This is a genomic window from Vreelandella olivaria, assembly GCF_023507745.1.
Lineage (GTDB): Bacteria > Pseudomonadota > Gammaproteobacteria > Pseudomonadales > Halomonadaceae > Vreelandella > Vreelandella olivaria_A.
The window spans coordinates 27,304-40,712 of sequence record NZ_JALPZO010000112.1 but is presented as its reverse complement, the minus strand read 5'-3'; the positions used below and the strand labels follow the sequence as shown (position 1 = coordinate 40,712).

Here is a 13,409-nt window from a genome sequence, read left to right as displayed (position 1 = left end):
TCACCTCGACTACCTGGGGCCACTATCAGGCCAAAAAAACGAAGGGCAATAGGCCGTTAGGCCTCTTTACCTGCTAGCTTACGCTACTCATGATCGTTGCCCTAACCAACTGACAGGTTATTCATGGTGTATGCCGCTTATGCATCATAAGCACTATTGACATACACACTTTTTCGCAAGAGCTACTGACTGGCAACACGCCGGGTAAGCCACACCCCACACTCACAGTGATGGGTAAAGGGGAACTGATCAAATAGTGCAAACCGTTCAATAGTATGGGTTTGGGTCAGTATGGCTAAGTTTTCGGCAAGCGTTGCCGGATTGCATGAAATATAGACGATCTGATCATACTCGCTGATCTGTTGGCAGCTCTGCTCGTCCAACCCCGCCCTTGGTGGGTCAACCAATACGGTGGAAAAGTGGTACTCATCCAGCGCCATCTCAGCCACCCGGCGGCCGGTTTTTTCACCTTTAAGCGCCAGGGCAAACTCCTCTGCCGACATCCTGACCACCTGGGCATTGGTCACCCTATTCGCCTCCAGGTTAACGTTGGCGCTGGCTACTGAGGTACGCGAGATCTCAGTGGCCAATACTCGACGGAAGTTCTCGGCCAAGGCAATGGTAAAATTGCCATTACCGCAATACAGCTCGACCAAATCCTCATCGGTACGACCTGCGGTTACCTCTCTCGCCCAACTAAGCATCGTCTGGCAAATATGCGCATTGGGTTGCGTAAAGCTGTTTTCCACCTGTTGATAGTGCAGCGTGCGGCCATCCACGGTTAAGCATTCCCACACGTGGTCACGGGTCAGCACAATACGCTGCTTGCGGGACCTTCCGATAATCATAATGCCCAGCGCCTCTTCAAGGGCACGGGCTTCCGCTTCCCAGGCGTCTCCCAGCGGGCGGTGGTAAATCAACGTTACCAGGGCCTCGCCGGACAGGGTGGTTAAGAACTCTACTTGAAACAGTCGACGGCGCAACTCATCACTGGTGAGGAAAGCCTCGCGCAGGCGCGGCATCAAAGCGTTAATGTGGGCACTGGCCACGGGGAACTGATCCAAACGTATTACTTTTTTGTTTTTGGGGTGCTCGGGGTCCACTTCGAACATGGCATAAAACAGGTCATCCTGTTCATGCCAGATTCTAAACTCACAGCGTTGCCGGTAGTGGCTCGCTGGCGAGGGGTATACTTCCAGTGCTGGCGGTGCGAAGGACGCAAAGGTACTTTCCACGTAAGCACGTTTTTCGGCTAGCTGCTCAGCATAGCGTTCTGGATCTACAGTAGGGATAGCCAAGATGGCTCCTCTTTTACATCGTAACGATAGTCGTGTAACTACTATTAATGACTATGAATAATGACTATGGGCGCCCGGCCCCATAAACAACTGCCTCACTCCCAGACAGAATCAATCGCTGAGGCGCTTGAAAGCCATACTGAGCAAATCCATCGACTAATGGATCAGCAGCGGCAGTGGTATAACAACGGCCATCGGATGAGCCACTGGCGAGTATATTGGCCACCTGCCCCACTCGGCGGGCAATCGCATCGCCAGAGTCCACCCATTGAACAGATATAGGCGCCAGCGATGCCAATACCGGTTTTAGCAGCGGAAAGTGAGTACACCCCAGTACCACGGTATCAAGGGCGGGGGTTGCCCGCATAGCCTGCCACAACGGCAGCAGTGCCTGATTGAGGCGCGCTTCACTGAGTGTGGCTCCCGCCAGCCATGCTTCCGCTTCAGTGACCAACGCATCAGCCGCTATTTTGCTCACACGGCAATCACTGGCAAAATCGTCAACCAGGCTTTGGGTATAGGGCCGGTTTACCGTTGCGGTGGTGGCAAGCAGGCCAATATGGCGTGTCTGGCTGATCAGGGCTGCCGGTTTGATGGCGGGCACAGTACCAATAACAGGAATAGAGAGAGTTTGACGTAGCCCTTCCAACGCCAACGTGCTGGCAGTGTTGCAAGCAACGACCAACACACTGGCCTGACAGGCATCAACCGCTGCCTGGCAAACCGCCACGATACGTTCGGCGAGTGCTTCATCATCCCGCAGGCCATAGGGCAGCCACGCATTATCACAGGCGTAGCACATCGCTGCATCAGGGTAGTGCTGGCGCAGGGAGTTTGCGACTGAAAGACCACCGACACCTGAATCAAAAACCAGTATTGGTCCAACCATTATTGCCTACCTACCCTAAAAGACGCTCTTTCCACACCAGCCCTCCCTCTCCACGCCATCAACAGAAAACGGGGCGCTAGTCTAACACGCCCCGCTACGCTCTGAATGGTTCGCCCATCACCTCTTAAACCGACGGCACCTCGGCACCACAAAGCTCGGCATAGAGTTCTGGATAGGCAAGCTGGAGACGCTCCAGCTCTTTTTCAGCCCCTTCGGGTAAGGCCTCACGAAGCTCTTCCATATCTTCGGGGCTGAAGTGCTGGTCAATCAGGGGAAAAAGTCCTTCACGCTCGTGACGCAAATAAGCGCGATGAGCTTCCAGATAGGACTTCAAATCGTCCGCGAAACGATCCATTGGCAGAATATTATCCATCAGAATCATATCGATATCGCCAGAGAGCTGCAGCAGTCGCGGTTTCAGCTCTCGATAATCAGTGGCCATCTGCTCCATCAGTGGAAGATGCTCAGGTGCTTTCACCTGTAGTCGGTCAACGCAGATTTTTTCCAGTGGCGCGGCAAAATCGTCCATGTAAGACAGGATGTAATCCACCACCTCACGCATTAACTTGAAGTTAGGGCGCTCCCCTTGTGCCAAGGTTTTTTGCTTGAGCTGCAGCACATGGAGCATACGCGCCATGTTGGCATGATCTAGACGCAGTTGGTTTAACATCGTGCCGTCTCCTTTATGAGTGTCATGCCTGCCGCCCCCTCCCAATGGGAGCGTTAGGCACGCGATCATGAGCTGGTTTCTACTACACTAGCGTTAATCTTTACCATGCGCTCATCACTTATTATTGGCAAGTGGGCGCTATTATCCAAAGTGTGGGCAAAAGTTGCGTAACACCCTTTCCCTCTTGGGTTATGCCAAAGGTAGTCTCACAGTACACTGTTTGCCACAGACACTTGTTAATAACGTGTTGTTCAACGTCTCGATTTACAACGGAAGTTTACATGGATCTTTTTGATCGACAGCATGCCTCGCCTGGTGAGGATGCGCCTCTCGCTTACCGTATGCGCCCACTGACCCTTGATGACTATATCGGTCAGCAAGCGCTGATAGGACCTGATAAGCCATTGCGGCGCATGGTGGAATCAGGCGTGGTGCGTTCAATGATTTTATGGGGACCACCCGGTGTAGGTAAAACGACCCTGGCCGAGCTGCTCGCGCGCGCCTCCAACGCTCACCTTGAGCATCTCAGTGCCGTGATGGCGGGAGTTAAGGAGATTAGGGCAGCAGTAGAACGAGCCCAACAGAGCATATCGCCCACACTGCTGTTTTTAGACGAAATTCATCGTTTAAACAAGAGTCAGCAGGACGCGTTATTACCTCATGTAGAATCAGGCCTGTTAACCCTGATTGGCGCCACAACGGAAAACCCTTCCTTTGAAGTGAATTCCGCACTGCTCTCCCGTGCCAGAGTCTATGTGCTCAAGTCGCTGACCCAGGACGAGCTAATAGCGGTCATGCAGCAAGCACTGGGCGACAAACCCCGCGGCTTGGGTAAGCGTCACATCACGGTTGAAGATGGCGTACTGGAGGCACTGGCACATGCCAGCGCTGGCGATGCGCGCCGCGCATTGGGGCTGCTGGAAACAGCTTGTGACTTTACCGAAAAGTATAATGATCAGGAAGTACTGAAAAAATCCGTGCTGGCCGATGTGGTTGGTCATCAGTCAAGTGCTTTTGACAAGCAGGGCGACGCTTATTACGACTTGCTTTCCGCAATACATAAATCCATTCGCTCATCACGCCCCGACGCAGCACTTCTCTATATGGCGCGTTTTGTGCAGGGCGGTGGCGACCCACTAGATATTGTGCGCCGCTTAACCGCCATCGCCTCCGAAGATGTGGGTAATGCCGACCCGCGCGCCTTGCCGCTGGTGATTGCCGCCTGGGATGCCTATTTACGCCTGGGCGACTACGAAGGGCAGCGGGCTATCGCCCACGCGGCGATTCACTTGGCGATAGCACCTAAAAGCAACCGGATCGACCAAGCCTGGCATGCAGCCAAACAGTTTGTCCAGCAGCAGCCTCAGCTTGAGGTTCCCAATTATCTGCGCAATGCGCCAACCAGGCTAATGGAGCAGTTAGGCCATGGTGAGGGATACCGCTATGCCCATAATGAACCCGACGGCTACCCGGCAGGCAGTGCCCACGACTGCTGGCCGGAAGCGATACCCAAAACGCGCTTTTATGAACCCAGCGCGCTAGGGCAGGAGAAGCGTTTTGGGGAAATCATGGCGTGGCGTGAACAGCGTGACCAGGAAGCAGATCAGGCGCCCTAAGGCGCCTGATCCAGCGATAGATGCAGCAGGGCTAGAACCCTTCACGAATCACGTCAGTGCCTTCGGGAATGTCAAAGTTAAACAGGCTGCGGTCGATATTGCCATTATGCGTTATGTTGCTGAATGTGATCGCAGTGCGCTGCCCGGTACTATCCATCATCCATAGTTCAGAGAGCGTTTGGCCATCAAACACCATGCTCAACTCTTCAAACAGGGTATCTGCCGAAGAAGGTATTAACGTAAAAACATCATCTCCGTTCTCTTGCTCGTAAAAGACATCGTAACTGGCAGTCACATCAGAAGCGCTGCCCGAGAGCAGCAATGCTGGAGTGTGAGTCACACGATCATCCATCGTCTGAACCGTCACCTGTTCCAGGTCAGGGTCATATAAGTAAACATCAGCACCATCTGAGACGACGATTTGTGAATAGGGAGCTTCCACTTCCCAGCGCAACATGCCAGGGCGCGAGAGCCACATTTCGCCTCGCGCGCTTTGCAAACGCTCACCACTGCTACCCAATATTTGCTGTTCAAAGGTCGCTTGATAACTTTCTAATGGATCAAGCCGCTCAGTTAAACGCTCGGCAGCCTCATTCGCCCACACGGCGGGGGCAGCAAAGGTCAAACCAAATGCACTGGCAGCCAATGCCAAAGATGAAGGTCGTCGTGTGTTGGTATCGCGCATTACAGTACTCCCTAGGCAACTATTGCCAAAAGCGGTCGTGCTTAAGCTGATTGCTTTTGATGATCCATACTGACGCATTATTGATCATTCCTCAGCCGAAAAGCGTTAAGACGTTCCATGTGCTTCTCAGACGCGAAAAGCACCGCAGGGTTTCACCTGCGGCGCGACTTTCACGCTTATTGCATGATTTAAAGATTCCAGAGCCAGGCGACCAGAGCCCTAATGCCCCACCGGGGGTGGCGCTAGTACTTCGCGAGCACCGTTAGAGCCCATAGAGGAAACCACACCGGCCCCCTCCATGGCCTCGACAAGGCGAGCCGCTCGGTTATAGCCGATCTTGAAGCGGCGCTGTACCGCAGAAATCGACGCTTTGCGCGTTTCAGTGACAAACTGAACAGCCTCATCATAGAGTGCATCCTGCTCAGCATCATCTCCATCCACACCTTCAGCTTCCAGACCAGTCAAGGCATCTGCGGAGACACCACCGGAGAGAATTTCATCAATATACTCAGGTTCTCCACGGCGCTTCCAGTCATCCACTATACGGTGCACTTCATCGTCATCCACAAAGGCACCATGGACGCGATTGGGCGGCCCGGAGCCAGCAGGCAAATAAAGCATATCACCATGCCCCAGCAGGCTTTCGGCACCGCCCTGATCCAGAATAGTGCGCGAATCAATCCGTGACGATACCTGGAATGCCATCCGCGAGGGAATGTTGGCCTTAATCAAACCGGTTACCACGTCAACAGAAGGACGCTGAGTCGCCAGAATGAGGTGAATCCCCGCCGCACGCGCTTTCTGGGCCAGCCGGGCAATAAGTTCCTCGACTTTTTTGCCAACAATCATAAACATATCGGCAAACTCATCAATCACAACCACGATGTAGGGCAGTTTTTCCAACACAGGGGGTGTTTGATGCATTTCCCATGGCTGAGGCTCCCAAAGCGGGTCAGCCACCTGAGCCCCGGCGCATTCAGCTTCATCCAGGCGAGCATTAAAACCGGCGATATTACGAACGCCCATGGCCGCCATCAGCTTATAACGACGCTCCATTTCCGCCACACACCAACGCAGACTGTTAGCCGCCTCTTTCATATCCGTGACGACGGGCGCCAATAAGTGCGGGATACCGTCATACACCGACAACTCCAGCATCTTCGGATCCACCATGATGAGTTTGAGCTCATCAGGCTTGGCTTTCAGCAGCATGGAAATCAGCATGGCGTTGACCCCCACCGACTTACCGGAACCGGTGGTGCCTGCCACCAGAAGGTGGGGCATTTTGCCGAGGTTGGCGACGACAGGGCCACCACCAATATCCTGGCCCAGTGCCATGGTCAGTGGCGAACTCTCCTGCTGATAACGCTCGGAGTCGATGACTTCCCGCAGACGAATCATCGCCCGATGGGGGTTAGGAATCTCGATACCCACCGTGGGGCGGCCAGGAATCACCTCGACCACCCGCACACTTTTCACCATCAGTGAACGGGCCAGATCCTTCGCCAGATTACTGATCTTCGACACCTTCACGCCCGCCGCTGGCTTAATTTCAAAGCGGGTAATGACCGGCCCAGGCCAGGTATCCACGACTTCCGCTTTAACCCCATACTCCCGCAACCGGACCTCCAGCAGTTCCGCCATGTCCGCCAGCTGTTCATCGGTATAGTTTGGCTGGTGCGGCTCTGGTGGTGTTAGCAACTGCAAGCTGGGAACATCCCCTTCCGGCTCATCAACGGTCTCAAATGCCGGGCGCTGGCTTTGCAAATGTTCCACCGTCCAGAGTGTCGGGCCATTATCGGCCTCCTCCTCTGCTGGTTCAGCAAAGAACGTTGGCTCATGACGCGCCGGGGTAACCGAAGATGGCAACACCATATCATCCTCGTCGTCATTCCAAACCGGCTCTGGCACCACCTCAGGTACCCGTTCCCGGCGTGGCTCAGCGGCAATGGGCGCCGGGTGAGTGGGCACTTCATCAGTCGACGAATCATCAGTAGCCGCGTCTTCGGGGTCGGTCCCGGTGAGCAGTGGTATCGTGGGAGCAGCGTTCTTGCGTGTGGCACGCAGCGAAATGGCTGGAGCCTCATCAGTAACCGGGGCCTCGTCGCTTTTAACGCCTTGCGGCTCCACAGGCACATCATGGGTGCTATCGTCCGCTGCTTGAGAGGCGGTCGCTGCGCTGAACGCCACCTCATCCGCAGGTGGCGCAGGCTCTTTGGCGGAAAGTGGTACCGAGGGAGCGACAGGCTCTTCATCGGCTGGTATGCGTGCTGAAAATGCATCTTCACGGGGCGCTTTGGGCGTGCTTTCCATGCTCTCCGCCTTGAAAGCGCTGGGTGCGCTAGCAACCTCCCAGGGGATGGACGTATCTGTAGCTGCTGACGCTTCATCATCACCGATTAACGATGACGAGAAGCTCGGCTCGTGGCGTTCACGACCACGCTTCCAGGCATGCTCATCAGTGACGCCACTTTTGACACTGTCCGCATTACGCTTCTGGGTGGATAACGGGGGGGCAGCGGCACTGATGTCAGCGGGTTTGGCCTCGGCCAGGGATCTCTCTTTTACTTTTTGAGAAGCCGCCTTGGCAGCAGCACGTATTGCCGTACGCTCGGCACGCTTTTCGCGCCCTTTTGCTCGGCGGGCGCTGAACCAGCCACCCACTTTACACAGCCGCCGGCCTATCTCATCCGCCACTTGCAACCACGACATTCCACTAAACAGCGGAAAACCAATCAAAATAAGCGCGGCAGCAATTAAACCAACGCCACCACTGCTGACCAGTGGCTTTAGTGTTCCAACCAGCCCTTCTCCCAAAATACCACCGGAAGCATAAGGCAGCATGCTATTGGGGTGGTAAAAATGCAGCGCGCCCAACATGGTGGTGCCAAACATTAGCAATACCAATCCACCAGCATGTACAGCAATAGCAACCGGGTCCAGCTCAAAACGCACCTGACGAGAGCGCATTAGCCACCACGCCCCGTAACCAAACATACCTGGCCACCACAATGCACTGGCGCCGAGTAGCGAATACAGCACATCAGCCAGCCAGGCGCCAACAGGCCCCATCCAGTTTCGAACATCCGTTTCCGGCCCCTGATAAGACCAACCAGGATCAGCGGGGTGATAACTAAACAGAGCCAACAGCAAGAATACACATAGCGCAAGCAACACCACGACCACGCCTTCGCGTACCGAGCCTTGCAAGCGCAGACCAAACCGGCGGGCTTTATCCTTTGCGGCTTTAACCCTGGCCGACGAGGCTGATGTTGATGGTTGACGCGAATTACGCTGCCTTCGCTTGTCTACCGCCTTATTTACTTTCAAGCGATTCTCCCTTTACACCTCGATGGCGTCTTTAATCCACTTGCGAGTTTGCATCATACCGAGCATCCTTCCGCCGTCACAGAGCTTCCATTAAAGCGGTCAGTAACAGGAGCAAAAGATGCTACCCTGGCTTTCATCGCCATATCCAACATTTCCATCCACAGCGCTGGCTCTGGAGACGCCCAATGGCCTACTGGCAGCTGGAGGAGAGCTTTCCCCCCATTGGCTGGTTGAGGCATACCGGCGGGGAATTTTCCCCTGGTACAGCGACGGCGATCCGGTCCTTTGGTGGAGCCCAGACCCACGTATGGTTCTGGAGCCAGCACAATTTAAACTGCGGCGCAGTCTTGCCAAACGTTTGCGTAATGGTGGCTTTGTTGTCAGCCTGGATCAACACTTTCAACGCGTTGTTGAATCCTGTGCTGCCCCCCGTCACGGTGAACACGACACCTGGATAAACGCTGATATGCGCCGCGCCTATCAACATTTACACGAGTTGGGCATTGCCCATAGCATCGAAGTGTATCAATCAGGTCATTTAGTGGGCGGCCTGTACGGTGTGGCCATGGGCCCCGTATTTTTTGGCGAGTCCATGTTCTCAAGCGTACCGGACGCCTCAAAAATAGCGCTGGCCCACCTCGCCCGCGCGATGCAGTGTCATGATGGCAAACTCATTGATTGCCAAATGCACACACCGCATTTAGCCAGCCTTGGCGCAACAACGGTCGCCCGTGAGACGTTCATCAACTATCTTGAACAGTGGTTGCCTGAAAAGGCTTTTAGCTTAACATCTCCAACCCATGGGGCACCTACTGTACCCATATCGCCGTGGCTTAGTGCCATTGCCTCGGCTGATGAGACATAATAACTGAATGCCAGATTAACCTAGGAGGCAAGCCGTGAGTAGTAACGCTCCTCGCCGCCCCGTGCGGGATTTGCGCTTCTTCCTGACCGTGCCCCACGCTTGCAGTTACCTGCCAGACCGAGAGGCTACAACACTCTTTCTGGATCCTCAGGAGTCGCCAGTTCCAGGTGTGTATGACTCGCTTTCCTTGCTGGGGTTTCGACGTAGTGGGCGCCACCTGTATCGCCCGCACTGTGAAGGCTGTAACGCTTGCCGCTCTGTGCGCATTCCGGTCAGCCATTTTATGGCCAACCGCACACAGAGAAAAATCTTACGCCGCAATAGTGACATCACTACGCGGGTAATACCCGCACGTTTTTCATCTAAGCACTACGCTCTTTACGCTGACTATATTCGTTTACGCCATGCAGATGGTGATATGTATCCTCCCAGCAGAGACCAGTACCGCACATTTCTTACCTTGGAGGAGCCGTATGCGCATTTGATGGAACTGTATCTCGGTGAAGAGCTGGTCGCTGTTGCCGCCTTTGATCAGTTAGAGCACGGGCTTTCAGCCATCTATACCTTTTTCGGCGTTAGTGAAGCGCTGGATAAACGCTCGCTGGGCACCTTTGCCATTCTTAAACTGATTGAGTTCTGCCGTCATAAGACACTGCCTCACCTATACCTTGGGTATTGGATTGAGGAGTGCCGTAAAATGCGTTACAAGCAGGCTTTCACACCGGTTGAGGTTCTTGATGGACGGCACTGGCGGCCTTTAATTCGCTAAACCACCCAGCTTTTTTGCCTTGACGGCGGGCTTACGGCACAATATAGCGCTGTTTCTTTGGCGCCTGCGATATAATCACGCCGCTTGAAGCGACACTGCTCGACTATCCACTACGTTAAACAAGTGAGGATCTGCCTATATGGCACGCGAAGATCATATTGAAATGGAAGGCGTTATTGTTGATACCCTTCCCAACACCATGTTCCGTGTTGAGCTTGAGAACGGCCACGTCGTTACCGCTCACATCTCCGGCAAGATGCGTAAAAACTATATCCGCATCCTGACCGGCGATAAGGTGAAAGTAGAACTGACACCTTACGATCTTTCCAAAGGCCGTATTGTCTACCGTTCGCGCTAAGCCTTAATGACGCCTGTTGAGCCAGTTCTCTGCTAGCGCATGCACTTCTGAAATAAATACGGCGCCGCTCCCTGGAAACGACAACGCCCCGTCGATGACAGGGCGCTGTGCGTTGAAGGGTTGCTTTTGCCCTTACGCCTTATAACATGCTGCCAAGCGTAACCTCCATAGGCTATCTTAGCGCCCTTTTCAGGGCGCATCCGCCATTTCAGACTCGGTGGACAGGTGTAGCTCTCCTTCTTCAAGGCTGACATGCACAATACCACCATGTTCAGACAGCTCACCAAAGAGAATCATCTCAGCCAACGGCTTTTTCAGCTTCTCTTGGATCAGGCGAGCCATTGGGCGAGCACCCATATCCGGGTCATAGCCCTTCTCTGCCAGCCAATCACGAGCGAGATCGTCCACATCCAGCTGCACTCGTTTCTCGTCTAGCTGGGCCTGTAGCTCAATCAGGAACTTATCGACCACGTTACGCACCACAGATGTTGGCAGCGCATGGAATTGGATAATGCCATCCAGGCGGTTGCGGAACTCTGGTGAGAATGTACGGCGAATAACTTCCATTGCATCAGTCGAGTGATCCTGATGCTGGAAACCAATTGAGCGGCGAGACGCCTGCTCAGCGCCTGCATTAGATGTCATGATCAGGATAACGTGGCGGAAATCCGCCTCACGACCATTGTTATCCGTCAGCCGGCCATGATCCATAACCTGCAATAACAGGTTAAAGACTTCAGGATGCGCCTTCTCAATCTCATCCAACAGCAGTACACAGTGCGGCTGTTTGGTTACTGCCTCGGTTAACAGGCCACCCTGGTCGTAACCTACATAGCCGGGAGGTGCACCAATCAACCGGGATACCGTATGGCGCTCCATATATTCGGACATATCAAAACGCACCAGCTCAATGCCCATGATATGCGCCAGCTGTTTGGCCACCTCGGTTTTACCCACCCCTGTCGGGCCAGCGAACAGGAAGCTACCCACCGGTTTATCCGGTGACTTCAGCCCTGCACGGGATAACTTGATGGCGGCAGACAGTGTGTCGATGGCCTCATCCTGGCCAAACACCAACATCTTCAGATCACGGTCAAGCTTTGCAAGCAGCTTACGGTCAGAGCTGGAGACGCTCTTCGGTGGAATGCGCGCAATGGATGCCACCACAGCCTCAACCTGCTCTACATCGATAGTGTTTGCACGTACTTCAGGTGGCAACATACGCTGGTGTGCACCCGCCTCATCAATGACATCAATGGCCTTGTCAGGCATGTGTCGGTCATTAATGTAACGATCAGCCAAACGTGCCGCACTTTCCAATGCGCCGTCGGTGTATTTAAGCTCATGGTGCTCCTCAAACCGCGAACGCAGCCCCTTGAGAATCTTAATGGTGTCTTCAACCGACGGTGCCAGCACGTCCACTTTCTGGAAGCGACGAGCGAGAGCCCGGTCTTTCTCGAAGATACCGCGGAATTCCTGGAACGTTGTTGAGCCAATGCAGCGCAGCTCACCAGACGAGAGCAGCGGCTTAAGCAGATTGGATGCGTCCATAACGCCACCAGATGCCGCACCGGCACCAATCACGGTATGAATTTCATCAATAAACAGTACCGCATTGGGCTGCTTGCGCAGCTCACTCAACAGGCTTTTAAGGCGTTTTTCGAAATCACCGCGGTATTTTGTACCCGCCAAAAGCGCGCCCATATCCAGCGAGTAAACCACGGCGTCAGCGATGACTTCAGGCACATCCTCTTCTACGATGCGCTTGGCCAAGCCTTCAGCGATAGCCGTTTTACCTACACCAGCCTCACCCACCAGCAGCGGGTTATTTTTACGACGACGGGCAAGAATCTGTACCACACGCTCCAGCTCGTGATCACGACCAATCAGCGGGTCAATTTTGCCTTGTCGCGCCTGTTCATTCAGGTTCGTCGCATACCCCGTTAACGGGTGTGCAGCCCCTTCAGCACTGCCCTCTTCAGCATCTTCGCTCTCTGGAGAGGAAGGAGACGGCGAGGGGCCATGACCTGATACTTTCGAAATACCGTGGGCAATGTAGTTAACCGCATCTACACGCGCCACGCTCTGTTGTTTCAGGAAGTATACCGCCTGACTTTCCTGCTCGGAAAAGATCGCCACCAGCACATTAGCGCCAGTCACTTCACTTTTACCGGATGACTGTACATGAAACACCGCACGCTGCAGCACACGCTGAAAACCTAGCGTGGGCTGAGTTTCACGATCCCCTTGACCTTCTGGGATCAGTGGCGTGGTCGAGTTAATAAAATCCTGCAGATCGGACCGCAGCTTGTCGAGGTTTGCCCCACACGCCTTTAACACGTCTACCGCAGAGGCATTGTCAAGCAACGCCAACAGCAGGTGCTCAACGGTCATAAATTCGTGGCGCTTGGAGCGAGCCACAGTGAAGGCCGTGTTCAGGGTCAGTTCAAGTTCTTTGCTCAGCATGGCAGTCCCCTTTTCGCTGCTACCTAGGGCATATAGCCACCTAGGGCTTGCGTCGGATCAGTTTAATCGACCGGCACTTCCAACATCGGGTACAAATGGCACGGTTGCAAGCCCCTCCGCTACTTTTTTTCAACGCTTTCAGTCAGCGGCTTCAATATCACTCATCAATGGGTGCTCGCACTCACGGGCGTACTCGTTTACTTGATAGCTTTTGGTTTCCGCAATATCACGGGTAAAGATACCGCAGGTTGCTTTACCCTGGGTGTGCACTGCAAGCATTACCTGTACGGCTTTTTCACTGTCCATATTAAAAAAGCCTTGTAAAACTTCGACGACAAACTCCATAGGTGTGTAGTCGTCGTTGTGCAGCACCACTTTGTATAGCGGGGGCTGGGCCAGCTCGGGTTCTGCTGGCTGCACCGCCAGATCGTCATCATGTTCAGGCATATCAGGGCGTGTCATT

Annotated in this window: 11 protein-coding genes; 4 read left to right on the top strand and 7 right to left on the bottom strand. The window is 54.1% G+C overall.

The features are described from left to right. Nucleotides 1-182: 182 nt before the first annotated feature. The 3 genes from trmA to HP566_RS09770 all read right to left on the bottom strand — a co-directional run bounded on the left by trmA (nucleotide 183) and on the right by HP566_RS09770 (nucleotide 2,857). Nucleotides 183-1,298, bottom strand: a complete 1,116-nt coding sequence (trmA, locus tag HP566_RS09780; RefSeq protein ID WP_249977075.1) for a tRNA (uridine(54)-C5)-methyltransferase TrmA — start codon at nucleotides 1,296-1,298, stop codon at nucleotides 183-185. A 64-nt stretch (nucleotides 1,299-1,362) separates the two neighbouring features. Continuing rightward, on the bottom strand, nucleotides 1,363-2,187 hold the full coding sequence (gene murI / locus HP566_RS09775) for a glutamate racemase (RefSeq protein WP_249977074.1): 825 nt from the start codon (nucleotides 2,185-2,187) through the stop codon (nucleotides 1,363-1,365). Nucleotides 2,188-2,311: 124 nt separating this feature from the next. Further along, nucleotides 2,312-2,857: a hemerythrin domain-containing protein gene (locus HP566_RS09770; RefSeq protein WP_249977073.1), complete on the bottom strand. Its 546-nt coding sequence runs from the start codon at nucleotides 2,855-2,857 to the stop codon at nucleotides 2,312-2,314. 281 nt (nucleotides 2,858-3,138) lie between these two features. Here HP566_RS09770 and HP566_RS09765 point away from each other — a divergent pair, with 281 nt between their 5' ends. Further along, nucleotides 3,139-4,473 (top strand): replication-associated recombination protein A, encoded by a 1,335-nt coding sequence (locus HP566_RS09765; protein WP_249977072.1) that lies wholly within the window; start codon nucleotides 3,139-3,141, stop codon nucleotides 4,471-4,473. 31 nt (nucleotides 4,474-4,504) lie between these two features. Here the strand turns inward: HP566_RS09765 and lolA are convergent, their stop codons facing one another. After that, the gene (gene lolA / locus HP566_RS09760) at nucleotides 4,505-5,158 is read right to left on the bottom strand and encodes an outer membrane lipoprotein chaperone LolA (protein ID WP_249977071.1); all 654 of its coding nucleotides are present in this window, start codon (nucleotides 5,156-5,158) and stop codon (nucleotides 4,505-4,507) included. 219 nt (nucleotides 5,159-5,377) lie between these two features. Further along, the gene (locus tag HP566_RS09755; protein WP_249977070.1) at nucleotides 5,378-8,488 is read right to left on the bottom strand and encodes a DNA translocase FtsK; all 3,111 of its coding nucleotides are present in this window, start codon (nucleotides 8,486-8,488) and stop codon (nucleotides 5,378-5,380) included. Between the two features lie 118 nt (nucleotides 8,489-8,606). Between HP566_RS09755 and aat the strand changes: the two genes are divergently transcribed. From aat to infA, 3 genes are all read left to right on the top strand, one after another. Further along, on the top strand, nucleotides 8,607-9,353 hold the full coding sequence (gene aat, locus HP566_RS09750) for a leucyl/phenylalanyl-tRNA--protein transferase (RefSeq protein ID WP_249977069.1): 747 nt from the start codon (nucleotides 8,607-8,609) through the stop codon (nucleotides 9,351-9,353). A 34-nt stretch (nucleotides 9,354-9,387) separates the two neighbouring features. Continuing rightward, the gene (locus HP566_RS09745) at nucleotides 9,388-10,122 is read left to right on the top strand and encodes an arginyltransferase (RefSeq protein WP_249977068.1); all 735 of its coding nucleotides are present in this window, start codon (nucleotides 9,388-9,390) and stop codon (nucleotides 10,120-10,122) included. A 139-nt stretch (nucleotides 10,123-10,261) separates the two neighbouring features. Further along, nucleotides 10,262-10,480 carry a translation initiation factor IF-1 gene (gene infA, locus HP566_RS09740; protein WP_007111068.1) on the top strand — a complete coding sequence of 73 codons (219 nt, stop codon included), beginning with the start codon at nucleotides 10,262-10,264 and terminating at the stop codon, nucleotides 10,478-10,480. Nucleotides 10,481-10,669: 189 nt separating this feature from the next. On the opposite strand, the gene clpA is transcribed toward infA, so the two are convergent. Both clpA and clpS read right to left on the bottom strand, forming a co-directional pair. Next, nucleotides 10,670-12,946 carry an ATP-dependent Clp protease ATP-binding subunit ClpA gene (gene clpA / locus HP566_RS09735; protein WP_249977067.1) on the bottom strand — a complete coding sequence of 759 codons (2,277 nt, stop codon included), beginning with the start codon at nucleotides 12,944-12,946 and terminating at the stop codon, nucleotides 10,670-10,672. Nucleotides 12,947-13,084: 138 nt separating this feature from the next. Next, nucleotides 13,085-13,393 (bottom strand): ATP-dependent Clp protease adapter ClpS, encoded by a 309-nt coding sequence (clpS, locus tag HP566_RS09730; RefSeq protein WP_249977234.1) that lies wholly within the window; start codon nucleotides 13,391-13,393, stop codon nucleotides 13,085-13,087. Nucleotides 13,394-13,409: the final 16 nt, after the last annotated feature.

Coding starts and splice junctions, on each gene's coding strand:
- aat (WP_249977069.1), top strand. CDS start 8,607: ATGCTACCCTGGCTTTCATCGCCATATCCAACATTTCCATCCACAGCG.
- murI (WP_249977074.1), bottom strand. CDS start 2,187: ATGGTTGGACCAATACTGGTTTTTGATTCAGGTGTCGGTGGTCTTTCA.
- infA (WP_007111068.1), top strand. CDS start 10,262: ATGGCACGCGAAGATCATATTGAAATGGAAGGCGTTATTGTTGATACC.
- HP566_RS09770 (WP_249977073.1), bottom strand. CDS start 2,857: ATGTTAAACCAACTGCGTCTAGATCATGCCAACATGGCGCGTATGCTC.
- clpS (WP_249977234.1), bottom strand. CDS start 13,393: ATGCCTGAACATGATGACGATCTGGCGGTGCAGCCAGCAGAACCCGAG.
- clpA (WP_249977067.1), bottom strand. CDS start 12,946: ATGCTGAGCAAAGAACTTGAACTGACCCTGAACACGGCCTTCACTGTG.
- lolA (WP_249977071.1), bottom strand. CDS start 5,158: ATGCGCGATACCAACACACGACGACCTTCATCTTTGGCATTGGCTGCC.
- HP566_RS09765 (WP_249977072.1), top strand. CDS start 3,139: ATGGATCTTTTTGATCGACAGCATGCCTCGCCTGGTGAGGATGCGCCT.